Annotated in this window: 23 protein-coding genes and 1 pseudogene; 17 read left to right on the forward strand and 7 right to left on the reverse strand. The window is 27.1% G+C overall.

The annotated features are described in order from the left end of the window. Positions 1-2 precede the first annotated feature (2 nt). Complete coding sequence (gene dnaE, locus CCANL266_RS04545; protein WP_172234385.1) at positions 3-4,127, reverse strand: DNA polymerase III subunit alpha; 4,125 nt, start codon at positions 4,125-4,127, stop codon at positions 3-5. 120 nt (positions 4,128-4,247) lie between these two features. Between dnaE and CCANL266_RS04550 the strand changes: the two genes are divergently transcribed. The 7 genes from CCANL266_RS04550 to CCANL266_RS04580 all read left to right on the forward strand — a co-directional run bounded on the left by CCANL266_RS04550 (position 4,248) and on the right by CCANL266_RS04580 (position 11,039). Continuing rightward, on the forward strand, positions 4,248-4,652 hold the full coding sequence (locus CCANL266_RS04550; protein WP_172232014.1) for an Rrf2 family transcriptional regulator: 405 nt from the start codon (positions 4,248-4,250) through the stop codon (positions 4,650-4,652). Positions 4,653-4,674: 22 nt separating this feature from the next. After that, the gene (gene flhA, locus CCANL266_RS04555) at positions 4,675-6,846 is read left to right on the forward strand and encodes a flagellar biosynthesis protein FlhA (protein WP_172232017.1); all 2,172 of its coding nucleotides are present in this window, start codon (positions 4,675-4,677) and stop codon (positions 6,844-6,846) included. Positions 6,847-6,854: 8 nt separating this feature from the next. Further along, the gene (locus tag CCANL266_RS04560; protein WP_172232020.1) at positions 6,855-7,877 is read left to right on the forward strand and encodes a DHH family phosphoesterase; all 1,023 of its coding nucleotides are present in this window, start codon (positions 6,855-6,857) and stop codon (positions 7,875-7,877) included. Then, entirely contained in the window at positions 7,867-8,082 is a 216-nt protein-coding gene (locus CCANL266_RS04565) for a hypothetical protein (RefSeq protein WP_172232023.1), read from the forward strand. The genes CCANL266_RS04560 and CCANL266_RS04565 overlap by 11 nt, the downstream gene beginning before the upstream one ends. 5 nt (positions 8,083-8,087) lie before the next feature. Next, positions 8,088-8,696, forward strand: coding sequence for a trimeric intracellular cation channel family protein (locus CCANL266_RS04570; RefSeq protein WP_172232026.1), 609 nt, complete (start codon positions 8,088-8,090; stop codon positions 8,694-8,696). A 131-nt stretch (positions 8,697-8,827) separates the two neighbouring features. Next, the gene (locus CCANL266_RS04575) at positions 8,828-10,900 is read left to right on the forward strand and encodes a carbon starvation CstA family protein (RefSeq protein WP_172232029.1); all 2,073 of its coding nucleotides are present in this window, start codon (positions 8,828-8,830) and stop codon (positions 10,898-10,900) included. Next, positions 10,881-11,039, forward strand: a complete 159-nt coding sequence (locus CCANL266_RS04580; RefSeq protein WP_172232032.1) for a CstA-like transporter-associated (seleno)protein — start codon at positions 10,881-10,883, stop codon at positions 11,037-11,039. The genes CCANL266_RS04575 and CCANL266_RS04580 overlap by 20 nt, the downstream gene beginning before the upstream one ends. Before the next feature lie 51 nt (positions 11,040-11,090). Here CCANL266_RS04580 and CCANL266_RS04585 read toward each other — a convergent pair whose 3' ends face one another. The 5 genes from CCANL266_RS04585 to truA are packed head-to-tail and all read right to left on the reverse strand — an operon-like array spanning position 11,091 to position 15,972. Further along, positions 11,091-13,049 (reverse strand): heavy metal translocating P-type ATPase, encoded by a 1,959-nt coding sequence (locus CCANL266_RS04585; RefSeq protein ID WP_172232035.1) that lies wholly within the window; start codon positions 13,047-13,049, stop codon positions 11,091-11,093. Continuing rightward, positions 13,046-13,849, reverse strand: coding sequence for a glycosyltransferase family 2 protein (locus tag CCANL266_RS04590; protein WP_172232038.1), 804 nt, complete (start codon positions 13,847-13,849; stop codon positions 13,046-13,048). Before CCANL266_RS04590 ends, CCANL266_RS04585 begins: the two co-directional genes overlap by 4 nt. Continuing rightward, a complete protein-coding gene (locus tag CCANL266_RS04595) occupies positions 13,842-14,264 on the reverse strand; it encodes a hypothetical protein (RefSeq protein WP_172232041.1) in 423 nt (140 codons plus the stop codon). Before CCANL266_RS04595 ends, CCANL266_RS04590 begins: the two co-directional genes overlap by 8 nt. A gap of 1 nt (position 14,265) precedes the next feature. Continuing rightward, positions 14,266-15,240 (reverse strand): tRNA (adenosine(37)-N6)-threonylcarbamoyltransferase complex transferase subunit TsaD, encoded by a 975-nt coding sequence (tsaD, locus tag CCANL266_RS04600; protein WP_172232044.1) that lies wholly within the window; start codon positions 15,238-15,240, stop codon positions 14,266-14,268. A 9-nt stretch (positions 15,241-15,249) separates the two neighbouring features. Further along, a complete protein-coding gene (gene truA / locus CCANL266_RS04605; RefSeq protein WP_172232047.1) occupies positions 15,250-15,972 on the reverse strand; it encodes a tRNA pseudouridine(38-40) synthase TruA in 723 nt (240 codons plus the stop codon). Between the two features lie 86 nt (positions 15,973-16,058). On the opposite strand from truA, the gene CCANL266_RS04610 reads away from it, so the two are divergent. Next, positions 16,059-17,378, forward strand: coding sequence for a sodium-dependent transporter (locus CCANL266_RS04610; RefSeq protein ID WP_172232050.1), 1,320 nt, complete (start codon positions 16,059-16,061; stop codon positions 17,376-17,378). Positions 17,379-17,381: 3 nt separating this feature from the next. After that, entirely contained in the window at positions 17,382-18,716 is a 1,335-nt protein-coding gene (locus CCANL266_RS04615) for a sodium-dependent transporter (protein WP_172232053.1), read from the forward strand. Here CCANL266_RS04615 and CCANL266_RS04620 read toward each other — a convergent pair. Next, positions 18,709-19,914 carry a tRNA guanosine(34) transglycosylase Tgt gene (locus tag CCANL266_RS04620; protein WP_172232056.1) on the reverse strand — a complete coding sequence of 402 codons (1,206 nt, stop codon included), beginning with the start codon at positions 19,912-19,914 and terminating at the stop codon, positions 18,709-18,711. The genes CCANL266_RS04615 and CCANL266_RS04620 overlap by 8 nt on opposite strands. Before the next feature lie 30 nt (positions 19,915-19,944). Between CCANL266_RS04620 and CCANL266_RS04625 the strand changes: the two genes are divergently transcribed. From CCANL266_RS04625 to CCANL266_RS04660, 8 genes and pseudogenes are all read left to right on the forward strand, one after another. Beyond that, complete coding sequence (locus CCANL266_RS04625; RefSeq protein ID WP_172232059.1) at positions 19,945-21,327, forward strand: TrkA C-terminal domain-containing protein; 1,383 nt, start codon at positions 19,945-19,947, stop codon at positions 21,325-21,327. A gap of 60 nt (positions 21,328-21,387) precedes the next feature. Beyond that, complete coding sequence (locus tag CCANL266_RS04630) at positions 21,388-22,440, forward strand: autotransporter outer membrane beta-barrel domain-containing protein (protein ID WP_172232062.1); 1,053 nt, start codon at positions 21,388-21,390, stop codon at positions 22,438-22,440. A gap of 18 nt (positions 22,441-22,458) precedes the next feature. Then, positions 22,459-23,157, forward strand: coding sequence for a tetratricopeptide repeat protein (locus CCANL266_RS04635; RefSeq protein WP_172232066.1), 699 nt, complete (start codon positions 22,459-22,461; stop codon positions 23,155-23,157). After that, a pseudogene (locus CCANL266_RS09565) lies at positions 23,154-23,546 on the forward strand (RNase H family protein); the annotation flags it as partial. The gene CCANL266_RS04635 and the pseudogene CCANL266_RS09565, both read left to right, overlap by 4 nt. Positions 23,547-23,615: 69 nt before the next feature. After that, a complete protein-coding gene (gene rnc / locus CCANL266_RS09570) occupies positions 23,616-24,278 on the forward strand; it encodes a ribonuclease III (RefSeq protein ID WP_172234387.1) in 663 nt (220 codons plus the stop codon). Beyond that, the gene (aroC, locus tag CCANL266_RS04650; protein WP_172232069.1) at positions 24,271-25,461 is read left to right on the forward strand and encodes a chorismate synthase; all 1,191 of its coding nucleotides are present in this window, start codon (positions 24,271-24,273) and stop codon (positions 25,459-25,461) included. The genes rnc and aroC overlap by 8 nt, the downstream gene beginning before the upstream one ends. Then, positions 25,462-25,683 (forward strand): tautomerase family protein, encoded by a 222-nt coding sequence (locus CCANL266_RS04655; protein WP_172232072.1) that lies wholly within the window; start codon positions 25,462-25,464, stop codon positions 25,681-25,683. After that, complete coding sequence (locus tag CCANL266_RS04660; protein WP_172232075.1) at positions 25,667-26,392, forward strand: class I SAM-dependent methyltransferase; 726 nt, start codon at positions 25,667-25,669, stop codon at positions 26,390-26,392. The genes CCANL266_RS04655 and CCANL266_RS04660 overlap by 17 nt, the downstream gene beginning before the upstream one ends. Positions 26,393-26,426: the final 34 nt, after the last annotated feature.

The raw sequence follows: 26,426 nt of genomic DNA on the forward strand, positions 1-26,426 counted from the left end.
TATTAAATTGCAATTTTTTTAATTTTTTCAATAATTTCATCATTTACTAATAGTTTTTTTGTTCTATAAACATTTACACAAGACTGCGAATAAAGCTCTAAAATTATTTCTTTTTTTGCTTCTTCATAGCTAATATTATGTATCATTTCTCCCATTAGCTTTATTGCTTCAGGCTCTAAGTTTAAAATGTCAATTTTAATAACTTCGCACTCAAAAGCTTTTTCATCGCTTAAAAATTCCTGTGCTTTTTTCTCATAAATATTGTTAAAATAAACAAGGTTTAATTCATTTAAATCGCCTTTTGCTGGGCTTAAATTTGTTTCATAATCAACCTTAATTATTTTGTTTAAAAATAAAACCTCTTGCGAGTTTTCTTTTTTAAGACTTATTGAAAAAGCGTATAGGGTATCATCTTTTCCTTGTTTTTGCTTAAAATCACTAATAATTTTTTCATTAAAACATAATATTTTTGTACTTGCTGTGCTATCGCTTATTTTAATACTTGCATATTCTTTTTGTTTTTTACTTAGTCTAATTTCTACTCCATCAATAATCCCAAGCATACAAATTTCGTATTCTCCATCTTCTAAACTTGGAATTTGAGAAGCTTTAAAATGCTTAATTTTATTTAAAATCTCATTATAAATTTCTAATTTTTTATTATTTGATTTTGATTTTGCCTTTTGGCAAATTATTAAATTAAGCTCATTTTTATCTTCACTTGCATTTATTAAATTTTCTTCTTTAACTTCTAAAAATTGATTTAAAAATAAGGTTACTTGAGAATTATCTTTTTTTAAAGATACACCAAAGGCGTATAATTTAATATGTTTACTTTCATTATGTTTAAAGGTTGAGTGTAGTTGCTCAATAATATCTTCATTAAAGCAAAGCATTTTTAAGTTTCCATTAAAGTCTAAAACCTTTAAATCAGCATAAGCTCTGCCGCTTTTACTCATTTTAAAATCAACCTCTTCAACTGCACCAAGAATACAAGCATTATATTCTGCATCATCTAAATTAGCAATTTGAGAGCTTTTTAAATGTTGTATTTGTTTAATTAGATTTTTGTACTCATCAAGTGGATGCGTGCCTAAATAAACACCTAAAAATTCTTTATCATATTGAGCTATTTCTTGCTGAGTAAATTCATCTTGAGCGCTAAGATCAACATTACAAACATAAGCACTTTCAAAGGCTGCAAAAAGACTATCTTGTAGTTTTTTTTCTTGTTCTTTTTTTGTCTTAATTTGATTTAAAGTACTATCAATGGCATTAATTATTGTTTTTCTACCAATATTAAAACAAGAAAAGCAACCACTGTAAGCAAGAGATTCTAAAGTTTTTTTATTTAATATTGCATAATCAGCTCTATTTATAAAATCATTATAATCTTTAAACTCGGTATCTGCTCTACTTTGCACAAGGGCTTCAATAACAGGAATTCCTACTCCTTTAACACTACCAAGACCATAAATAATAGCTACTTTTTCATCTCTATTTACAACGCTAAATTCTCTTGAGCTTTCATTTATATTTGGCGGAAGTAATTCTATGCCTAATCTATCAAGTTCATCTTTGTATCTTTCTATTTTAGTTGTATTTCCTTCTTCACTAGTTAAAAGCGCAGCCATAAACTCAGCTTCATAATATGTTTTTAAATAAGCAGTTTGAAAAGCAATTAAAGCATAAGCAGCAGAGTGAGATTTATTAAAACCATATTCAGCAAATTTTAAAATTAATTCCCACAAATCATCTGCTTTTTTTTCATCAAAGCCTTGTTTTTTAGCACCTTCTAAGTACTGACCTTTTAGCTTAATCATTTCTTCAAGTTTTTTCTTACCCATTGCACGGCGAACTAAATCAGCTCCCCCTAAGCTAAATCCACCTATTGTTTGTACTATTTGCATAACTTGCTCTTGATATACAATAACCCCATAAGTTGGTTCTAAAATCGGTATTAATTCATTAAAAGCATAGCTTGCTGGCTTTCTTCCGTGTTTTATATCAATAAAATCATCAACCATTCCACTATCAAGCGGACCTGGGCGATACAGTGCTAAAACCGCAATTAAGTCTTCAAATCTACTAGGTTTTAATCTAGCATTTAAATCCTGCATTCCCGAACTTTCAATTTGAAAAATTCCAAGAGTGTTTCCTGTTTGAATTAAATCATAAACTTTTTTATCATTTACATCAATTTTATTCCAATCAATATCAATATTGTGCCTTTTTTTTATTAGCTTAATGGCATTATCAATTACCGTTAGTGTTTTTAAGCCTAAGAAGTCAAATTTAATTAAATCAACATCTTCAAGATAGTCTTTAGCATATTGAGTTACTAAGGCATCTGATTTTGTTTGTTTAAATAAAGGTACTTTTTTCCATAATTCTTCATTAGAAATTACAACTCCAGCAGCGTGCATTCCAGCATTTCTATTTAAACCTTCAAGTGCTAAAGCGTATTCCCAAATTCTAGTACCAATTTTGCTTTGCCCTCTTACATCATCAGGATGGCAAACTATATTTTTGTATTCTGCTTTATTGTCTAAATCACTTATAAATTCTTTTATTTCAGGGTTTTTATCATAAGCATCTTTTAGCTTTATATTTAATTCATCAGGGATTAATTTTGCTAAATAATCAGCATCTTTTATTTTTAAATCACAAACCCTTGCAACATCTCTAATAACACCTTTTGCTAATAATTTACCAAAGGTAATAACCTGCGCAACATTGTATCTACCGTATTTTTCTACAACATAATCAATAACCTCAGCTCTTCTATCTTGACAAAAATCCACATCAATATCTGGCATTGAAACACGCTCTGGATTTAAAAATCTTTCAAAAAGTAAATTATAAGGAAGCGGGTCAAGGTCGGTAATCTCAAGTGAATAAGCCACTAAACTTCCAGCAGCAGAACCCCTTCCAGGCCCAACAGGAATAGATTTATTTTTTGCAGCCTTAATAAAATCACAAACAATTAGCATATAACCACTAAATTTCATAGATTTTATAATATCTATTTCCATTTTTAATCTTTGATGATATTCTTCGTGTTTGCTTTCATCAATGTGTTTTAATCTTTTATTTAAACCATCTTTACACATAAATTCAAATAAAACATCATCGTTTTCAAAAGAAAATTCTTCATTGCTTGGCAATTTTAAATTAAAATTTTGAGCATACTCAAGTGCGAATTTAAAATTAGGCGGAGTTGGATTACCTAATTTTAATTCTAAATTACATTTATCAACTATTTCTTGCGTATTGGCTACTACTTCAGGAACATCTAAAAATAACTCTTGCATTTCTTCAGGACTTTTTAAATAGATTTCAGCCATTGTGTGCCTTAAACCAGCCTTTTTATTCGCTTGCTCGCTAAGCGGGTCTATGCCAATTATGTCTCCTGTATTTATAGCCATAAAAATATTTTGAGCTTGTGCTCTATCTTTGTAAGTGTAATGCGAATCGTTTGTAGCTATTACTTTTATGTTTAATTCTTTTCCTAGTTTTAATATTTGTTTATCAATATTTAATTGAGATTTAATACCCATTCTCATAATTTCAAGATAAAAATCATCTTTAAAAACTTCTTTATACCATAATGCTGCTTTTTTTGCACCTTCATAGCCTTTAGCACCAAAATCAGCGTTAGTTTTTCCATTCCATCTTACTTCTTTATCATTTAAATGCCAATTAATCTCTCCTGCTAAACAAGCAGATGAGCAAACTATTCCTTCGCTATGTTCTTGTAATAATTTTTTATTAATTCTTGGGCGTCTATAAAAACCTTTAATATAAGCTTGAGAAGCAAGATACATTAAATTCTCGTAGCCTTTTTGATTTTTTGCAAATAAGCATAAATGCCATCTATGATTTGTTTGTGTATTTTCAATATCTTCTTCTTCGTGCAAATAACCTTCCATACCAATAATTGGTTTTATGCCATTTGCTTTCATAGTTTTATAAAAATCAATAGCACCAAACATATTTCCATGGTCAGTAATAGCACAAGATTTAAAACCTAATTCTTTTAATCTTGCTGCTAGTTCTTTAATCTTATTTGCTCCATCAAGCAAGGAATATTCAGTATGTAAATGTAAATGCGTAAAATCCATAATAAATACCTTGAAAAATAATTTTTTTTAATAATAACAAGCAGTAATTAATGTATAAAATTTTTTGCATTAAATCTAAATTGTTATATTATCTAATCTCAAATTTTTATATTAAGGAAAAATATGTTATTTACAAGAGCAAGTGAATACGCTTTACTTAGCTTAATTTATATTGCAAAGCAAAAAAGTCCAATTGATGTTGATACTTTAGCCAATGAACTAAATATCCCACGCTCATTTTTAGCAAAAATTTTGCAGAATTTAGCAAAAGATGGTTTGTTAAAATCTTTTAAAGGAATTAAGGGTGGTTTTATTTTATCAAAAGAGGCAAAAGATATTAATGTCAAAGAAATAATTATTTCAGCTGAAAAAAAAGAACCCTTAGTTTTTGAATGTGCATCAACTTGCGGATGCCCCAATAATAAAGATGAAGATTGTAAAATCTTTCCTATGATTACAAAACTACAAGATAAAATTAATAATTTTTTAGAAGATATTAGCCTAGAACAAATTATAAATGAAAATTAATCAATTTTTAAGGGTTTAAAAAATGGCAAAGAATAAATTAGTTGATTTTGTTTTTCCATTTTTAGCACCTATTATTAAGTTTAAAAGTCTAAGTATGGTACTTTTAGTAGTTGCTATTTTAGCAATTATTATTGTGCCTTTACCTAGTGCAATTTTAGACTTTTGCTTAGCGCTTAGTATTTGCATATCGGTATTGATGATACTTATTTCAATGTATATTGCAAAACCTACTGATTTAACAACCTTTCCAACATTAATTTTATTAATTACTCTTTTTCGTTTAAGTTTAAATATAGCAACAACAAGAATGATTTTAAGCAAAGGACACGAAGGCCCTAGTGCTGTAAGTGATATAATTGCTTCTTTTGGTGAATTTGTTGTTGGAGGTAATTTTGTAATTGGTGTTGTTGTTTTTTGTATTTTAGTTTTAATTAATTTTATGGTTGTAACAAAGGGTTCAACTCGTGTTAGTGAGGTACAAGCAAGATTTACTCTTGATGCTATGCCAGGAAAGCAAATGGCAATTGATGCAGATTTAAATGCAGGATTAATCACAGAAGAACAAGCAAGGGTAAGAAGACAAGAAATTATCTCAGAAGCTAATTTTTATGGAGCAATGGATGGTTCGTCTAAATTCATAAAAGGTGATGCAGTTGCAGGGATTATAATTACTATTGTAAATATTATTGGTGGTTTGTTAATTGGAATGTTTCAGCATGATTTAGATATAAACACAGCTGCAAATCATTACACAATTTTAACAATCGGAGATGGCTTAGTTTCACAAATACCAGGTTTAATAACATCAACAGCAACCGCTATTATTATCACTCGTGCTTCAAAAGAAGAAAAGAATTTTGCCGAAGGGGCATTAGAGCAATTATTGGGCGATTATAAAACACTTTTAATAGTTGGTTTTATTATTTTTATTTTTGCGCTTGTTCCTGGTTTACCACATCTTTCATTGGGTTTTATGGCTTTAGTTTTTCTTGCAATTGGGTATTTGATGATGAATGTTGATAAAGAAAGACAAGATTCAAAAGTAAAAAATAAAACTCAAGGCGCTCCAGCAGGTACTAGTGCTCCAGCAGCTGATGGTACACAAAGTGCACAAAGACCACAAAAATCAGAAGAACAAATTGCAAAAGAAGAAGAAGAAAAAATAAATAACATTTTAAAGCAAGAAATTTTAGAATTAGAGCTTGGCTATTCTTTAATCAAGATTGCTGAAAGTGATTTGGTTGAAAGAATTCGCTCAATGCGTAAAACAATAGCAAGTACTTTAGGTTTTTTAATGCCTAAGATTAGATTATGCGATAATCTTTCAATAGACCAAAATGAATATATTTTTAAATTAAAAGGCAATAGTATCGCTAAAGATAAAGTTTATCCTGATAAATTTTTAGCTATTGATAATGGTTTTGATGAAACTGATGAAATTGATGGCATTGAAGTTATTGAACCTGCTTTTGGAAGCAAGGCTGTTTGGATAGAGCAAAATCAAAAAAATCAAGCTACTATTAGTGGTTATGTAGTTGTGCATCCTGCTGCAGTAATTAGCACTCATATGAGTGAGCTTGTAAAACAATATGCAAGTGAATTGCTGACAATGCAAGAAGTAAATAATTTATTAAATAAGATGAAGCAAGAGCAAGGTGTATTAGTAGATGAATGTTTAAAAGTAGCTAGTATTAGCTTAATTCAAAATGTTTTAAAAGAATTATTAGCAGAGCAAATCCCTATTAAAGATATGATTTCTATTTTAGAAAGCATATTAAATCTTGCTGCTATAACAAAAGATGTTGATATAATTACAGACCATACAAGAGCAGCACTTAGTAGAACAATTACTAATATGTACTTAGACGAAAATAATGTTTTGCAATTTTATACCTTTGATATTGCTTTAAATAAAAGATTATTAGAATTATTAACCACAAAAAATAATCAAAGCACTTTAGCTATTAATTTAGAACAAACTAATACTTTATATAATGCAATAAAGTCCAAACTAGAAGAGCATTTATCAAGTAGAGCAAATGCTTTTGTAATAGTTGTTGAGCCAAGTTTAAGAAGAGTTATAAAACAAATATGCCTTAAATTTGGTTTGAAAAAGGTTGTTATTTTAGCCTTTAGTGAGCTTGCAACTAATGTTGAGTTTGATAGTTTAGGCAGTATTTCAGCACAAATTTAGGAGAATAAATGAAATTATACCACTTAAGCCATACTGATTTAGATGGTTATTCTTGTCAGTATGTAACAAGATTTTATTTTAAAGATTATGAATTTTTTAATTCAAATTACGGAAAAGAAATTGAAGAAAAATTTGATTTAATAATAGATAAAATTAAGCAAAATCCAGAACAAAAGGCGATGATATTAATTACTGATTTAAATCCAATTGAAAGCGTATGCGAAAAATTTGATTTAAAAGTAAAAGAATTTAACAATGTAAAATTACTTTTATTAGACCATCATCAAACAGGATTAGATTGTATGCAAAAATACCCTTGGTATTTTTTAGACAGTAAAAGATGTGCTACTAAAATTACATATGATTTTTTCTCAAATATTTTTTATAAAGATGAAAAATTAAGCAAATTAGTTGATATTGTTAATGCTATTGATATTTGGCTTAGTGATAGTGAATATTTTGAACTTGCAAAAAGTTTAATGCAATTAGTCTCAAGTGCAAAAGAGCTAAATAGAACCCTTTTTAGCAAAGAACAAAATGAATATATTATGTTTTTAATTGAAAAAGCACAAGATTATTTTGAATATGAAGATGCAAATATTAAACTTGAAGATAATATTCATTTTATAAAAAAAGATTTTTTTAAACAAGAAAAAAATAATACCTTGTGTAATTTAATTAGTGCAAAAATAGTAAAACTTCTTGAAACAAACAAAGACGAATACACTATTTTTTATAAAGATAAAAAAGGTTTATTAGCTTATGATATTGGAAATGTAAGTGTAATAGGAAATGATTTTTTAGTAAAAAATCCTGATTATGATTTTTTCTTAGAAATTAATCCTGGAAAAAAGGTTTCACTAAGAGCTAATAATAAAATTGATGTGAGTGAGTTTGCTAAAATTGCTTTTAATGGTGGTGGGCATGCAAATGCTAGTGGAGGAGTACTTTTAACTTATAAAGATAGTAGTATTTATTCAAAAATTAAAGAACAAGTTAAAACACATTTGGAGAAATTTAATGAAAAATGATGAAAATTTAAACGAAGAATTGATGTATGAATTAGCTTTAATACATAAAGCAATGCTTTTTTATGCTGGGGTTAAAAAAGATTGTTTAGAAAAGGCTGCTTTTGCTTATATGGATTTAATTGATGAGATTGATTGTGAAGATGATTTTGAAGCAGTATTAAAAACAGTAAAAAAACTAAAAGAAAAGCACCCTGAATTCTTTTAAAACAAATGTTACTTACAATACTCTACATAATCGGTATCGCAAGTGAGGGAATGAGCGCTGCACTTGCTGCAGGAAGATATAAAATGGATTTATTTGGAGTGATGTTTATAGCTTTAGTTACGGCAATTGGTGGCGGTTCTTTAAGAGATGTATTATTAGGTCATTATCCGCTAACTTGGGTAAAGCACCCTGAATATGTGATTTTAATATGCTGCTTTGCCCTACTTGCAACAAAAATTCCAAAATTAGTAAAAAGGCTTGATAAGGTATTTTTAAGTCTTGATGCTATTGGATTGGTTGTCTTTAGCATTTTAGGAGCACAAATTGCAATTGAAATGAAACTAGGTTTTATTATCGCTCTTTGTGCTGCTGTAATTACAGGAGTTAGTGGTGGAATTTTAAGAGATATTTTATGCAATAAAATTCCCCTTGTTTTTCAAAAAGAAGTTTATGCAGGAATTAGTATTATCGTTGCAATTTTATACTACATACTTTCTTATATTTTGGAAATAAATAATCAATTTTGTGTAATTTTTACCCTTTTTATTGGAGTAAGTTTAAGATTGCTTGCTATTAAATATAAGTGGTCCTTGCCTGTTTTTTCATATAGATAATTTATTTTTTAATTTAATTAGTTACAAAAAGTAACATTAAAGAAAAATAAAAAATAAAATCTAATTTTTTTCCTTAAAAATTAATTTTTATGCAATATGCTTAGGATTAATTTTTTTAAAAGGAGCAAGTGATGAAAAAAATCATTTGGGTTTTAGTATCCATTGTAGCTGCCTTTTGTATGGGTGTAATAGCCTTAAACAAAGGAGAAAGTATAAATGCTGCTTGGATTGTAATAGCTAGTATTTGTATTTACACGCTTGGCTATAGATTTTATGCTTTATTTATTGAGCAAAAATTATGTTCTATTGATGCAAATAGAATAACTCCTGCTGTAGCAATTAATGATGGAAAAGACTTTGTACCAACAAATAAATATGTTTTATTTGGACACCATTTTGCAGCTATTGCTGGAGCTGGACCTTTAGTTGGACCTATTTTAGCAGCGCAAATGGGCTATTTACCTAGCGTACTTTGGATTTTAATTGGTGGTGTTTTTGTTGGAGCAACACACGATTTTGTTGTACTTTTTGTCTCAAGCAGAAGAGGAGCAAAAAGTTTAGGTGAAATGATAAAAGATGAAATGGGTAGTGTTGTTGGCAGTATTTCAATGCTTGGAGTGTTTTTAATTATGCTTATTATAATTGCAATTTTAGCAATGGTTGTTGTAAAAGCATTAGCACATTCTCCTTGGGGTACTTTTACGATATTTTGTACAATTCCTATTGCAATTTTTATGGGAATTTATATGAGATATTTAAGACCAGCAAATGTTTTAGAAGCATCAATTATTGGCTTTGTATTATTGCTTTTAGCTCTTTATTTTGGTAAGGATATTGCACAAAACCCTAGCCTAGCAAGATATTTTGATTTTAGCGTTTTAGAACTTAGTTTTATTATGATGGCTTATGGAATTATTGCTTCAATATTGCCTGTTTGGTTTTTACTTGCACCAAGAGATTATCTATCAACATTTTTAAAAATTGGTGTAATTGTAGCTATGGCTTTATGTGTTATTTTTGCCTTACCTGATATTAAAATGGCAAAAATTACACATTTTATTGATGGTACAGGTCCTGTTTTTGCTGGAGGACTTTTTCCATTTTTATTTATAAATATTGCTTGTGGAGCAATTTCAGGTTTTCACGCATTAATTTCAAGCGGAACAAGCCCTAAAATGCTTGAAAGTGAAAAAGAAGCAAAAATGGTAGGCTACGGCTCAATGTTAATGGAAAGTGCTGTAGCTATTATGGCATTAATTGCTGCTTGTATCTTAGAGCCTGGTATTTATTTTGCAATAAATAGTGCCCCTGCAATAATTGGTAATAGTGTTGAAAGTGCAGCTAGTATTATTTCATCTTGGGGTTTTAGCATTTCTCCTAGTGATATAAATGCTTTAGCAAAGGATATTGGTGAAAATACAATTTTAAGTAGAACGGGTGGTGCGCCTACCTTTGCTATTGGTTTATCTTTGATAATTCATGAAATAATTGGTGGAAAAGAAATGATGGCATTTTGGTATCATTTTGCAATTTTATTTGAAGCCTTATTTATTTTAACTGCTGTTGATGCTGGTACTAGAACTTGTCGTTTTATGGTACAAGATATGCTTGGTAATGTTTATAAACCTTTAGCAAATACAGCAAATTTTGCAGCAAATTTATTTGCTACATTGCTTTGCGTTGCTGGCTGGGGCTGGTTTTTGTACGGAGGTGCTATTGACCCTCTTGGTGGAATTTATTCACTTTGGTCTTTATTTGGAGTAAGTAATCAATTATTAGCAGTAATTGCAATGTTTTTATGTGCAAGTGTTTTTGTAAAAATGAATAAAAGAAAATATATTTTAGCAATCATTTTACCTGCTTTATTTGTAATATCAACCACCTTTAGTGCAGGAGTTGCAAAAATTTTGCCAATGAGTGATGATAAAATTGCAAATTCAATTTCTCATGTTGCGACTGCACAAATAAATTATGCAAAAGCAAATAATCTTAAAGATAAAATTGTTGATGAAAAAAGCAAAAAAGAATACGATAAGGCAATTCAAGTTGCAAATTCAAATGTAATTAACGCTATTTTAACGGTGTTTTTCTTGCTTGTAACTATTATTGTTGGAATAAAATTCTGCGTAATTTTAAGACAAAGTTACAAAGGAAGTTTTGACATTCCACTAAAAGAAGTTATTTATGAAAAAGCAGCTTCGTGATTTTTTCTATGCTCTTTTAAATGCTCCTAATTATCCTTTATATTTGGAGCATTTTAAAAAACACCATCCAAACAAAGAGCCTTTGAGTAAAAAAGAATTTTATCTTGAACATATAAATAAAAAAAACATAAAATGCTGATAAGACAAAGTAAGCAGTTGCTTAGTACAAAAAGCCCTTTTTAAGGGCTAATTAAAATTTATGCTTAAATAAAAGTAAAGAATTTGCAACTACAATCAAAGAAGACATGCTCATTAAAAAAGCACACAAAGCTGGATTTAAATGTAAAGAAAAAGAACTAAGCAAACCACTAGCTAAAATTAAGCCAAAAAAATTATAAAAAAATGAGAAAATAAGATTTTCTTTAATTTTTCTATTTGACTTTTTAAATAAAGAAAAAATATTTTTTATATTCTCAAGATTTTTTTCAATCAAAATAACATCACTTTTACTTTTAGCAACTGCACTTGCTTCATTAAAAGATACTGAAAAATCTGCATTTACAATACTTAAAATATCATTTGCTCCATCTCCAACATATAAAACTTTTTCATTAAGTTCTTTTATAATTTGTGCTTTTTGCTCTGCACTTAGTCTGTAATAAAACTCATTTATATTTAATTCTTTTGCGCATTGCTCTACCCTTGTTTTACTATCGCCGCTTAAAATGATTATTCTTTTATTTTGCTTTTTTAAAAAGCTAATTAATTCTTTTGCATCCTTGCTTAATTTATTTTCTAAAAAGATTTTTCCAACTTCTTTATCGTTTATAAAGCAAGTAAGTTCATTTTCGCTTGGGATAATTTTTACATCATAGTCTTTATTTTTAAAAGATAAGATGTTATCTTTAAGCTCTATTTGTCCGTCAATTTGCATTAAATTCGTACATGAGTTTGCTATGCTTTTTGCTATTGGGTGATTTATTAAACTTTCAACACTAGCAATAATTTTAAAATCATCATCGCTTAAATTATGTTTAATACTTTGAATATTACTTGTAAGTGTGCCAGTTTTATCAAAAGCAAAGGTGTTAATATTATAAAATTCACTTAAAATTTCTGGATTTTTTAATATAATTTTATTTTTAAAACAAATATTAACACTAATTGCTACAACCATTGGTACACAAAGTCCTAAAGCACAAGGGCAAGATATTAAAAACACACTGCTTGTATAAAAAAATGCCGTATTTAAATCACTTAAATAATACCAAATACTAAAACAAAAAGCAGCAATTACACTTATAATTAATACAAATTTTGAAGCAATTTTATCTGTTAAATTTAGTAATTTTATTTTTTGATTCATAGCTTTTTGCGCTTCATCTTTTAATTTTTGCAAGGAGCTATCATAATAATTTGAACTAGCTTTGATTATTATTTGCTCATTTAAATTAATACTACCTTGATAAAGTTTATCGCCTTGTTTTTTTACAATGATTTTACTTTCTCCGCTTAATACACTTTCATCTAAATAGGCTATTTTGCTTTCTAAAATTCCATCAATTTTAATTTCTTCTTGAGCTTTTATTATTATTTCATCGCCTATTTTTACATCTTGTGCTTTGATTTTTGTATTATTTTTAAGCAAAATAAAAGCTTCATCTTTGTAATTTAAATTTTTATTTGCTTTATTTTTTGCAAATTCTTCAATAAATTTTCCAAAACTTACAATAAAAATTGTAAAAGAACTCTCAAAAAAATAAGTATGAGAAATAGAAAAAAATGAATAAATATAATTTATACCAACTCCAAGACTAACAAGCAAATCCATTCCAAAAGATTTTTTAAAAAAAGCTTTATAAAAAAATGAACTAGCGCTAAAAAACACAGCAAAAGAACAAGCAATGCTAGTTAATAAAAAATCATTATTAAAATAACAAAAAATACTAGCAAATAAAGCCACTAACATTTTTTCTAATTTATAATTTTTTTTGTTTTTTATATTTTTATCTAAAATGCTAAAACCTAAGTTTTTAATTATGAATTCTAATTTTTCTAAAGAAAAATCATCATCAACCATAAATATTGCATCTTTGCTAATTACATTAATATTTGCTTGTATAACTCCATTTTTAAGACATTCGTTTTTAATTTTATTTGCACAATTAATACAATTCATTCCATCAATTTTTAGTCTAACTTCTTTCATAAAGCCTCCTTTTGTATTCTATGTAATAAATCTTTTTGATTTTTATCTAAAACAAGTTTTATTTTTTCATTAAAAAGTTGATTTTTAAAATCATTTTGCATTAGATATAAAATATATTCTTTTACCTTTAAAAAATCATTATAATTTTGTTTTAATCTAAGCTTTGATTCATAAATTCCATCTTCACTAAACTCATATTGATAAATGATTTTTTTAGATGTTTTAATTGTTTTTGCTAAATTAAAAGCACAAAAACAAAGTAAAAAATCTTCAAAATAGCACAAATGTTCATTAATTTTTAAATATTTTAAAGCATTAAACAAAAGCTCTTTTTTAAATAATTTTGCCCAAACCGACCAGCAAAAATGCCTTTGTTTTAGTAAAAATAATAAATGCTCATCTTTTTTAAAAAAAGCATTTTCGTAAGAATAAAATTCTTTAGTCTTAACCCTATGCACAAAGGCGTTAAAACATACAATATCAGCTTCGTTTATACTATTTTTTAAATGTAAAAAAGCATCTTTTAAAAAATAATCATCAGGGTCTAAAAAACAAATAAAATCATTTTTAGCATTAAGTAGCCCATAATTTCTACTTGCAAAAGTACCTTTGTTTTCTTTATTTTTAATAATTTTTATTCTTTTATCTTTAAATTCATTTAGAATTTGCAGTGATAAATCGCAACTATTATCATCAATTACAATTATTTCATAATCGCTAAAAGATTGATTTAAGCAGCTTAAAATTGCTCTTTTTATATATTGCTGCTTATTAAATAAGGGGATAATTACGCTAAACATTATCTTTAAAAGCTTTATCTAGCGTTCTTTTGCTAACTTCATTTTTAATATTATGAAAATTAAGCCATTCTTTAATTAAGTTATCGTTTTGAGTTATTAAAAGGTTATTATCAATGTGTAAAAAATACTTTTTTAAAGCTAAAAAATGCCCTACTTTTGCAGCCTCACTAATATCTTTTGGAAAAATTAAAAGTAATTCTTGCAAAGGAAATTTTACTAAAATATTTTTTTCTTTATTGCTAATAATATCGTGGTTTTTTAGGCTGCTTTGCAATGAAATTTCAATTTCTTTTCCACTTATGCAAAGAGCCTTAAAATTTTTTTTGTTTAAATTAAATTCATCAAGCAGTAAAATATCATCAATCTTACTAAAAGCACTTTCATCAAAATTGCCAATAATATCAGTAAAAAGCATTTTAAATCCTTCTAAAATCAGTTGGAACTGGGCTTATTAATTCGGTGTTTAAATTAGCAAATTCAGCTCTTTTGTATTTAAGCACAGCAGCTCTTGCTATCATTAAAGCATTATCAGAGCAGTATTTTAAAGGTGCAAGTTTTAAAGAAAAATTATATTTATTGCACAAAAGCTCAATTTCTTTTCTAAGAGCTAAATTAGCACTAGCCCCACCAACAATTCCAAGCATTTTACATTCGCTATCTTTCATAAAAAGTTCTATTTTATCACAAATATGATTAATAGCAGTTGCTTGAAAAGAAGCACAAATATCATTTTTGCTAAAATCATTTAAAGCTAATCTAACTTGATTTTTTAAGCCAGAAAAAGAATACTCAAGCCTTGTTTTATCTTTTAAAGGGGTTGTAAAATTGCAAATATTTTTACCCTTTTTTGCTAATTCTTCAACTATTGGACCACCAGGATATGATAAATCAAGCATTTTTGCAACCTTATCAAAACTTTCTCCAAAACTATCATCATTTGTTTTTGCAAGAATTTGTATTTCATAATTTTTATTTATTTTTAATATTTGAGTATGCCCACCGCTTACTAATAAGCATAAAAAATTATTTTGAATATCTTCATTTAAAAACAAAGAACAAATATGCCCTACTAAATGATTTACAGTAATTAAAGGCAATTTAAGGCTTAAAGCAAGTGCTTTTGCCATAGCAACACCACTTTGTAGCGAAACACTAAGACCAGGCTCATTTGTAACCGCTATTGCCTTTAAATTAGGAAAGTACTGCTTAGTTTGTTTTAAAATATTTGGTAAGGCGATTGTGTGTAATCTACTTGCAAGTTCAGGCACTACTCCACCAAATGCACTATGCTCGTTTTGAGAAATTTTTTCATAAAAAACTTCTTTTAAATCTTTAGTATCAATTATTGCTATTGATGAATCATCGCAAGAGCTTTCAATTGCTAAAATCATTTTTATCCTTTAAATATAACTTACGCTTTTTAAATACAAACCACCAGCATTTGCTAAAGTTCTTGAATGTGTTTTGATATTTAAAAGTTGTTGCTTAAAATCTTCTAAACTTAGTTTATTTTCATTAATTTTTAGTAAAAAATCAACAATTAGTCTAATCTGACCCCTTAAAAAACCATTAGCAAAAAAATTAATTACAGTATAGTCTTTATAATTATATATCCTGCATTTATACATTTTTCTTATTTTATTTTTTTTGTCATTACTTAGGCTAAATGATGAAAAATCATACTCATTTTGCAATATATTTAAAGCTTGTTTTAGCAATTTTATATTAATTTTTTTGTCATAATAACAAAGATATTTTTTATTAAAAGCATTAAAATTATTTGAGATTATATATCTATAAGCCCTTGTTTTTACATCAAATCTAACTTCAAAATTAGAGCTTACTTCTTTAATGCTTTTAATGTAAATTCCATCAAGAATTTTATTTAATTTATTTTTTGCAAAAGTCAAATTAAGCTTATAAACACTCTTAATGCAAGCAACATTGCATAAAGCATGCACACCTTTATCCGTTCTTGAAGCAAATAAAGCCTCGCTAAAAACTCCTATGGTTTTTAAAGCTTCATTAAATCTATTTTGAACACAGTTTAAATTAGGCTGCTTTGCAGAACCAAAAAACATCGAACCATCATAAGAAAATATAATTTTGTAACAAAAAATCAATTTTTTTACCTTTTTTTACCTAAAAATCGCAAAAATTATTATAGAATGCAAACTTTATCAAAAATTTTTAAAAAAAGGCAAACATTTTGAATACTACATTTTCTAAAATCGGTTTTATTTTAGCAGTTGCAGGTTCAGCAGTTGGGCTTGGAAATGCTTGGAAATTCCCAACAATGGTTGGGCAAAATGGTGGTGGTGCTTTTATAATGCTTTTTATTGCACTTACTTTAGCGGTTGGCTTTGTAATATTTTTATGTGAATTATATATTGGTAAAAAATCACAACTTGACCCAGTAGGCGCTTATTATAAACTTGCATCAAAAAATAAAAAACTATGGAGCTTAGTTGGCTTTACAATGATTGGAGCGCTTTTAATAGTAAGTTTTTATAGTGTTATTATTGGTTGGATAGTTTATTATATTTATTTTTCAATAAAAACTTTATTTTCTTTTGCCTCTTTTAATACTGATATTAAACAAAATGAGCTTATTTTTAATAATTTATTATCAAATGATTTAACTAGTGTTATTATTTGCTTTAGTATAGTGTTTTTTATGTCTTTTTACATCGTAAGTAAAGGAGTAAAAAATGGTATTGAAAAAATGAATGTTTTTATGATGCCAGCTTTATTTATTTTACTTTTATTAATGCTTATTTATTCTATGAATATTGATGGTTTTTTTAAAGCTTGTGAATTTTTATTTTACCCTGATTTTTCAAAATTAAATGAAAATTCAATTTTAAATGCACTTGGACTTGCTTGTTTTTCACTTAGCATTGGTGCAGGAAGTATAATTACATATTCAGCATCATTGCCTAAAAAAACAAATTTCATAAGCTCAACTTTATATATTGTTTTTATTAATCTTTTAGTTGGGCTTATGATGGGGCTTATTGTTTTTTCTTTTATTTTTGAATTTGGTGCAAATTCAAACGAACAAGGCGCTGGTTTAATCTTTATTTCCCTTACAAGCTTATTTGCAAAACTTGGAATTTTAGGTTCAATCTTAGCAATTTTATTTTTTATAGCATTATTTTTTGCAGGAATTACAAGTGCGGTTTCTATGATTGAGCCTTTTTGCTTTTTTTTAATAAACCGCTTTTCTTTTTCAAGAAAAAAAGCCTTAATTTTAATAGGATTTATTGTTTATTTTTTAGGAATTTGCTGTATTTTACAAGGAAGAATTTTTGATATTTTAGATTACATTAGCTCAAATATTATTATGCCGTTTGGAGCATTTTTTGCCACAATTTTTGTTGGATATTTTATAAAAAAAGAAGATTTATATGCTGAGTTTTCTCCATATTTAAAAAAATCTTTATTTGAACTTTGGTATTTTTTTGCAAGAGTTATAGCACCACTTGCTGTAATTATTATTGCTTTTTTTAATTTTTATAAAGGATAAAAAATGAAAGAACATTTTTCAAAAATAGGCTTTGTTTTAGCAATGGCAGGTTCAGCAGTTGGGCTTGGAAATGCTTGGAAATTCCCAACGATGGTTGGACAAAACGGCGGTAGTGCTTTTATTTTACTTTATTTACTTCTTACTATTTTAGTTGCATTTATGGTTTTTTTAGCTGAACTTAGCATTGGAAGATTAAGCAGAAAAGATTCAGTAAATGCCTTTTATTTGCTTGCAAATAATAATAAAAAAGCTTGGTCGTTTGCGGGTTTTTTTATGATAGGTGCAATTTTAATTGTGTGTTTTTATAGTGTTGTAATTGGTTGGATTGTTTATTATATTTATAAAAGTTTTTTTACCTTGCCACAAAATATTAATGAAAGTGCTGCTTTATTCAGTAATTTATTACAAGCAGATATATTTTCACAAATCATTTGTTTTAGTATTGTTTTTATTTTTATTTTTTTAATTGTAAATAAGGGCATTAAAAACGGTATTGAAAAAATGAATGTTTTTATGATGCCAGCTTTATTTATTTTACTTTTATTGATGCTTATTTATTCTTTTAGCTTTGATGGTTTTTTAAAAGCTTGTGAATTTTTATTTTACCCTGATTTTTCAAAATTAAATGAAAATTCAATTTTAAATGCGCTTGGGCTTAGCTTTTTTTCAATGTCTATTGGAGTTTGTGCTGTTTTAACCTACGCTGCTTCGCTTCCTGATAAAATAAATGTAATTAAATCAACCTTATCAATAATTTTAATTAATGTATTAATAGGAATTATGATGGGGCTTATTATTTTTACCTTTGTTTTTGAATTTGGTGCTGATAGCTCTAGTAGTGGTCCTGGACTTATTTTTGTTTCGCTTACAAATTTATTTTCAAAACTTGGAATTTTAGGAAATATTTTAGCTTTTGCCTTTTTTGTTTCTTTATTTTTCGCTGGTGTTACTAGTGCGGTTTCTATGATTGAGCCATTTTGCTTTTATTTAATTAATCGCTTTAATATAAAAAGAAGTTTAGCTTTATTTTACATTGGAATCTTTGTTTATATAATTGGAATTTTATGTATTTTAAGCTCTGCTGTTAAAACAAATTACAATTTTAATATTTTTTCTTACGATTTATTTTCTTTACTTGATTTTTTAACAAGCAATATTTTAATGCCACTTAGTGCAATTATTATTTGTATTTTCGTTGCTTTTTGTATTAATCAAGAAAAATTAAAAAACTTTTTTATACCTTATATGGGGCATACATTTTTCTTAATTTGGATTAACTTTTTAAGATTTATATGCCCTATTGCTATTGCTATTATTGCAATTTCTAATTTTATATGAGTTTGTATATTTTTATAAACTCATTATAAAATTCTTTAAAGCGTTTTTGCTTAATTGCTTCTTGAATATCCTTCATTAATGTTAAATAATAATGTAAATTATGCAAAGATGCTAAGCGAAAAAATGTAATTTCTTTTGCTTTAAATAAGTGATGTAAATATGCTCTTGAATAATTTTTACAAGTATAACAAGAGCAATTATTATCAATTGCATTTTCGTCATCTTTCATACTTGCTGCTTTTATATTTAACTTTCCAAAGCTTGTAAATAAGGTTGCGTTTCTTGCATTTCTTGTTGGCATAACACAATCAAACATATCCACACCATTTTTTACGCCTACAACTAAATCAAGCGGTGTTCCAACTCCCATTAAATATCTTGGTCTATCTTTTGGCATTAAAGGACAAAGATTTTCTAAGGTTTCATACATTAAAATGTTTTCTTCTCCAACGCTAAGTCCTCCAATAGCAAGACCATCAAATTTGTGCTTATTTTCACAAGATAAAATTCCCTCAAGGCACTCTTTTCTATAATTTTTATCAGTTGCACCCTGCACTATTGCAAAGATGTTTTGCTCTCTTTTTTGTGCCTTAATTTTTTGTTTAAAATCACTTTTATAAAGCTCGTAAGAATATTTTTTTAATAAGGCATCTTCATCAATATTTAAAAATTCATCTTTCATTTTCAAAGACTCCTTTGCCCATAAAATTGTTCTTTTTAAAGAAGCCTTTATTCTTTCTTCGCTAGCTGGTAAAGCACATAAATCATCAAGCACCATACAAATATCACTATTTAATAAATATTGAGTTTTAAGTACCGAAAAAGGAGTGAATTTGTGTTTTGAGCCGTCAATATGACTTTTAAAAATAATCCCATCTTCTTCGTGTTTTGTATTTGAATTTAAAGAAAAAGCTTGAAAACCGCCGCTATCTGTTAAAAAAGATAAATCATATTTTGTGTAATTATGCAAACCACCAAATTCTGCTATTAAATTAGCGCCTGGTCTTAAATAAGTATGATATGTGTTTGCAAGGATTATTTTTGCTCCAAGACTTTCTTTCATATCAATAGCATCAAGGGCTTTTACACAAGCTTGAGTACCAACTGGCATAAAGCAAGGTGTGCTAAAAGTGCTATGTGCTGTAGTTATTTGAGCGCATCTTGCATTTTCATCTGTAAATTGTAACTTAAATTCCATTATAATTCTTCCTTTAATTTTGGAGTAAATATGAAAAAAATACTAATATTAGCACAAAAAAGCATAGCAAATGATTTTTTAAACGAAATTGATAATTTAAAAGATAAAAAAGAATACATTTTAATTTCTCAAGATGAGTTTAATTTAAAATCAAATTTTACTTATAAAAAGCTTGACCCAACAAATATAGCAAGAATAAAACCACTTTTAATAAATGAAAATATTGAACAAGCGTATATTTTATTAGAAGATGAAGAAGAAATAAGATTAGCTTATGATGGAGTAAGAAGTATATTTTTGCATTTGCATATAATTTTATGTTCTAGTTTAGATTATTATGCAAACGATTCTTTTTGCACATTAATTCAACCAAATAAAATGCTTTGCAACCACTTAATAGACCTTTTACCAAATGTTCCTATGATTGCAAGATACATTGGGCTTGCAAAAGGCGAAATTATGCAAGTTAGAGTACCAGATGGCTCAATTTACGCAAATAAGCACATAAGCTCAATTTCTCAAGAATTTTATAAAATTGCACTAATTTATAGAAATAATGAATATATTTTACCAAGCGCAAACACTCAAATACTACAAAATGATAAATTACTTTTAGTTGGTGATCCTAATTTTTTAAATCTTGTTTTTAGCCGTATTAAAGGACAAGTTGGGCAGTTTCCAAGCCCTTATGCGGATATGATTTGTTGTATTATTGATATGAATTTAAAAGAAGATGAAGTTATAAAATTAATTAATACAAGTTTATTGCTGCACGCAAAAAGTAATTCTAGTAATTTATTATTTTATGTATTAAATCCTACTTTAAATAAAGCATTAGATAAATTAAATAACCTTAATACATCTTCAATTAAGGTTAAATTCTTTTATGAAAAAACAAGCTTAAAAAATATTGTTATGGATTTTACAAATAATTATTCAGGTATTTTTGTCTTAAATAAAGATATGTTTTATAAAAATATGACTTTATTTTATAAAAGTGCTTTACCTATTTTAAAAATTGGTAAAAAAGATTTTTCTCAATTAAAACAAATAGCTTGTATTTCTAGCGGAAGTTTAGGGGTGGAAAATTTAAGCTCTGTTATTTTAGATTTTTCTTTATTATTTTCTTTAGAAGCAAGTATTTTTTATTTTGACCAGCAAAGAATGCCAAGCAAGAATTTAATTGAACATATTAACACTCAATCAAGTTTTTTTAATGCCAAATTAGATTTAATTGAGTTTAAGAATTTAAATCCGATTTTTCATTTTAAAAACAATTTAGATATTTTACAATGTTTAGGTTTTGATAAAAGTATGCTAAAAAATAGTACATTCAAATATTTTAAAAATGATTTTTCAAAGCTACATAAAAGCTTAGAAGATAATTACCAGTTATATATTCCTTATTTTTAACTTGTTTTTTTTAAAAAAATTTAATATGATTATGCAAATTTTTTACTTAAGGATAACAAAATGAATAAAAATATTTTATTTTCTACTCTTTGCGCTGCATTTTTATTTAGCACCTTCGCAAACGCACAAGAAGTTGCTAACGGTGCTAACGATGAAAACGGCGTAGTTAATGAAGAAACAAATGTAGATGAAAATGCTTGGAATTCAATCGCAGCTACAAATGAATTAAGAAATAAGTATAAAAATAAAATAAATAAGGCAAATGCTGCTCTTTCACAAAACATAATAGCTATTGAATTGGAAAAAAACAATATGACTAAGCGTTTAGGTGAAATTAGAAATCTAAATGGGCAAACAGGCTACTGGGCTAGAGCATACGGTGGTTTAGCTAAATACGAAAATTATAAAGATAGATATGCAGCAATTCAAATTGGTGCTGACAAAAGCCCTGATAATGAAAGATTTTATGGATTTTTACTTGGATATTTACACCAAAAAACTACTCAAAGTCTCAGCTCTGATAGTTTTTCAGCTGGATTTTATTATTCAAGATTATTTAATAGTGGAGTTTTTGTTGATATGGTTGCAAAATATATTCGTACAACAACTAAACTTAGCAATGACCCTACTTTAGAAGTAGATAATTTAAAATTTTCTTCAAATAGCTTTTTATCATCATTTGAGCTTGGATATAGATACGAACAAAGTGAAAATTTCTACATAGAACCTAGCGCTGAAGTTATTTTAGGCTATGCAGGGGAAAATAATATTAATACAAACAATGTAAGACTGCACTCAGATAGTTATGCTATTTTTGATTTAAAACCACAGCTTTTCTTTGGAAACAAAATAAATGAAGATTTTTCTTTTAGATTAGGCGGCGGAGCTTACTTTTCTTTAGCAAATAACAAAACCCTAATTGGCTTAAATAATAAAATTGATAATGTAGATACAAAAATAAAATCAAACTCAAGATATTTTACTAGCGCTCAAATAGCTTACAATGATGGAAATGATGGTAGATGGAGTTTTGAATTTGAAAAAGGTTTTAGTGGAAAAACTATTAAGCAAGATTACGGAGTAAATCTAAATTATAGACTTACATTTAATTAATAAAGAAAAGGATAAAAATTGGAGCTTATATTAGATTATTATAGGAATCCAATTTTTAGTATTATTTTACTTTTTTGTGTTGTTATTATAATTTCTATTTGGTTTATGGTTTTTACTGCTATAAAAGACAATAGAGTTTCAAAAAACATAGAAAAGTATATTAGTACTTTTGATGAAAATAGCGATTATTTATTAAGCTTATCTCAAGAAAAAATTGAAGACATAATAAATAGTTATTTTAAAGCTAATATGTTTTTTGAGTGTAAGAATTTAATAATTTACAATATAAAAAATCATATTAGTAAAAAATATAACTATCTTTACACTCTTGCTTACTGCAATACAAAACTAGGTTTAATTAATGAGGCAAAAGACAATCTTTTAGAATTATTACAAATTGTAGCAAGAGATGAAAAGGCCTTAAGATTACTTGCTTATATATACTACAAATTAAATGATTTAGATAAGACAAAAGAGGTGTTTAAATGTTTAAATGAATTATGCAATGTTGAAAATGAGCTTATTTTTTTAAATAAAAATAAAGATATTAACAAAGATAACACATTTAATATTAAAATAAACAACGAAGAAATTGCGAATTATAGCATTGAATATGTATGTAAAAAATGCTCTTGTACGCATATTTTTTATACTGAATTTTGCTCAAATTGTTTTAATTGTGCTTGTTTGGAACAAAATATAAGGATAAAGCTATGAAAAAGGTAACGATTTACACAGATGGAAGCTGTTTGGATAATCCTGGAATTGGAGCTTGGGCTTACATTGTTATTGATGAGAATGGTAAAATCAATAAAGAAGTTAAAGCCTATGCTCAAACAACTAATAATATTATGGAACTTAGTGCTTGTATTTATGCTATAAAAAGTTTAAAGCAAGCCTGTGATATAAAAATATTTTCAGATAGTAAGTATGTTGTTGATGGTGTTAATAAGTGGTTGCAAAATTGGATTAAAAGCGATTTTAAAGGTAAAAAAAATGTGCAATTGTGGAAAGAATACCTTGAATGCTCAAAAAATCATAAGATAAGTATTTCTTGGGTAAAAGCTCATAATGGTGATGAATATAATGAACTTTGCGATAAATTAGCAAATGACTGCGCTAAAGAACTTGCAAATAAATTAAATAAAGACAATATAAGCATTAAAGAAGATAGGATTTATGCTGAGATTGAAGAAAAACTTGGCTATAGTTTTAAAAATCAAAATTTATTGCAAAGAGCATTAACACATAAAAGTTTTAACAAAGATAACAATGAAAGATTGGAATTTTTAGGTGATGCTGTGCTTGATTTAGTTGTAGCAAATACCTTGTATGTAGATTTTTTACACTACAGCGAAGGAGACTTAAGCAAATTAAGAGCAGCCTTAGTTAATGAAAAATCTTTAGCAAAAATTGCACAATATTTAAATTTGGGTAAATATTTAAACCTATCAAACTCAGAAGTAAATAATGGTGGAAGACAAAAACCAAGCTTGTTATCAAATGCTTTTGAGGCGATTTTGGGTGCAATTTATCTTGAAAGTGGTTACGAAAAAGCACAAAACATTGCAGAAAAAATAATAAATAAAATTTACCCTAATATTGATATTGACATAATAAAAGATTATAAAACAAAGTTGCAAGAAATTACCCAAGCAAAACTTGCTAAAACACCTGAATATAAAGTTTTATCATCAAACGGGCCAGACCACAAAAAAGAATTTACAATAGGATTGTTTTTAAACGATGAATTAATAGCTCAAGCAGTTGGTAAAAGCAAAAAAGAAGCTGAACAAATAGCAGCAAAAATAACATTAAAGAAGTTTGAAGATGAATAGTTTTGGAAGACATTTAAAATTTACAAGTTTTGGAGAAAGTCACGGCAAGGCAATAGGAGTAGTTATAGATAATTACCCTTCAGGTATAAAAATTGATTATGAATATATAAATTTTTTATTAAAACAAAGACAGGGTGGAAGTGCATTTAGCACACCAAGAAAAGAAGAAGAAAAAATAAATATAATAAGCGGAGTGTTTAATGATATTAGCACAGGTGCTCCAATTTGTGTAATGGTTGAAAATACAAATATAAAAAGCAAAGACTACGACAAAATTCTAAGACCATCTCATGCTGATATATCTTATTTTGCGAAATATGAAATTTATGATTATCTTGGTGGCGGTAGAAGCTCTGCTAGAGAAAGTCTTGCAAGGGTGATTGCTGGTGCTTTTGCTGATTTTATTTTAAAAGAAGTTAATATTAGAACTTACGCAAGTTTATGTGCAGTTGGAAAAATTAGTGTTGATGGCTTTGCTTTTAGCGAAGAAGAATACATAAATGCTCAAAAAAGACAAATAAATGCTCTAAACCACGATATTATGTGTGAAGCTTTTAAAGATGAAATTTTAAAAGCAAAAGCAAATAATGACAGCATTGGTAGCATTGTTAGTGTTGGTGCATTTGGTGTAATGGCAGGTCTTGGAGAACCTTTATATGATAAGCTTGATGCAAGAATTGCTAGTGCTTTTATGGGCTTTAATGCAGTTAAGGCAGTAGAAATCGGACTTGGTAGCAAAATAAGCACCTTAAATGCTAGTTATGCTAATGAAAAATTTGAAAAAATATATAATGAAAAAATTATTAAGCAAAAAAGTTCTATTTTTAATAATAACAAAAATAGCAATTTCATAAGTTTTAGCAAAATTGATAAAAATAAGAATTTATATTTAAAAACTCGCAATAATTTTAGTGGTGGTATAAACGGTGGTATTAGTAATGGCGAAACAATTTATGTTAAAAGCTATTTTAAACCTACTCCATCAATATTTAAAGAACAAAATGTTTTTGATTTTGATTTAAAATTAAAAAAACACAGCCTAGTTGGAAGACACGACCCTTGTGTAGGAGTTAGAGCTTGTGTGGTTTTAAAAGCGATGATGAGTTTTATTTTAGCTGATTATCTTTTATTAAATACAAGTGCTAAAATATCAAATATTAAAAAAATTTACAAAGGAGAATAAATGCCGATAATTAATGTAAAATTAGCAAGCCCTATGCCATCAAATGAAAAATGTGAAGAAATTATTTCTGATTTAACAAAATATTTTGAAGAAAAATTAGGCAAAAAAAGAGAAAGAATAGTAGTGTGCTTAGAAGAAGTAAATCCAAACCATATTGGTTTTGCAGGAAATAGTGTAGAAAAAATAAAGCAAAACGAATTTTTGCATGCCTACAAAGAATGAGCTTTGGAATGAAAAATCCTTAGATTATCCTAGATATTCTAAGGATTTAACATATTTGCAAAAAGAACTTTTAAACAATTTAAAAGACATTGATTTTGCGAATAAAACTCTATTAGATATTGGTTGTGCTAATGGTGTTTTTACCCTGCACTTAGCAAAAAAAGTAAAAGAAATTTGTGCTATTGATATAGCTAGTAATATGCTTGATATTTTATCTTGCGATGCACAAAAAAATAAAATCACAAATATAAAAACTGAATGTATTAACTTTAAGGATTTTAATACAAAAAATCATTTTGATATAGCACTTTTAACCCTTTGCCCTGCTTTAGAAAATGATGAAGATTTTTTAAAATTTTTAAATATTGCAGATACAAAGATATATTTTAATTTTGCAAGCAAAAGAAAAAATTCCTTTTTAGATGTTATTTTTAAAGAATTTAACACAGAATGTAAAGCTTATAATGAAAGTGATATTGAGGTGTTTTTATTAAAAAATAATCTTAAATTCAAAAAAAATATTATTTATGAAAATAGACAAGTGATTAAAAGTAAAAATGAATGTATAAAAAATGCTCTTTGGCATTTAAAAATGAATGGAATTTTTGTAAAGCAAATAGAAGTTGAAAATATTATAAATAAATATTTTAAAAATGAAAAAATCATTCAAAATATTAACACAAGTTTTAAATTATTAATAATAGATTAAGTAATAATAAATATCATTAATAAAAATTCCAAAA

It is taken from the genome of Campylobacter canadensis, assembly GCF_013177655.1.
GTDB classification, from domain to species: Bacteria; Campylobacterota; Campylobacteria; order Campylobacterales; family Campylobacteraceae; genus Campylobacter_E; species Campylobacter_E canadensis.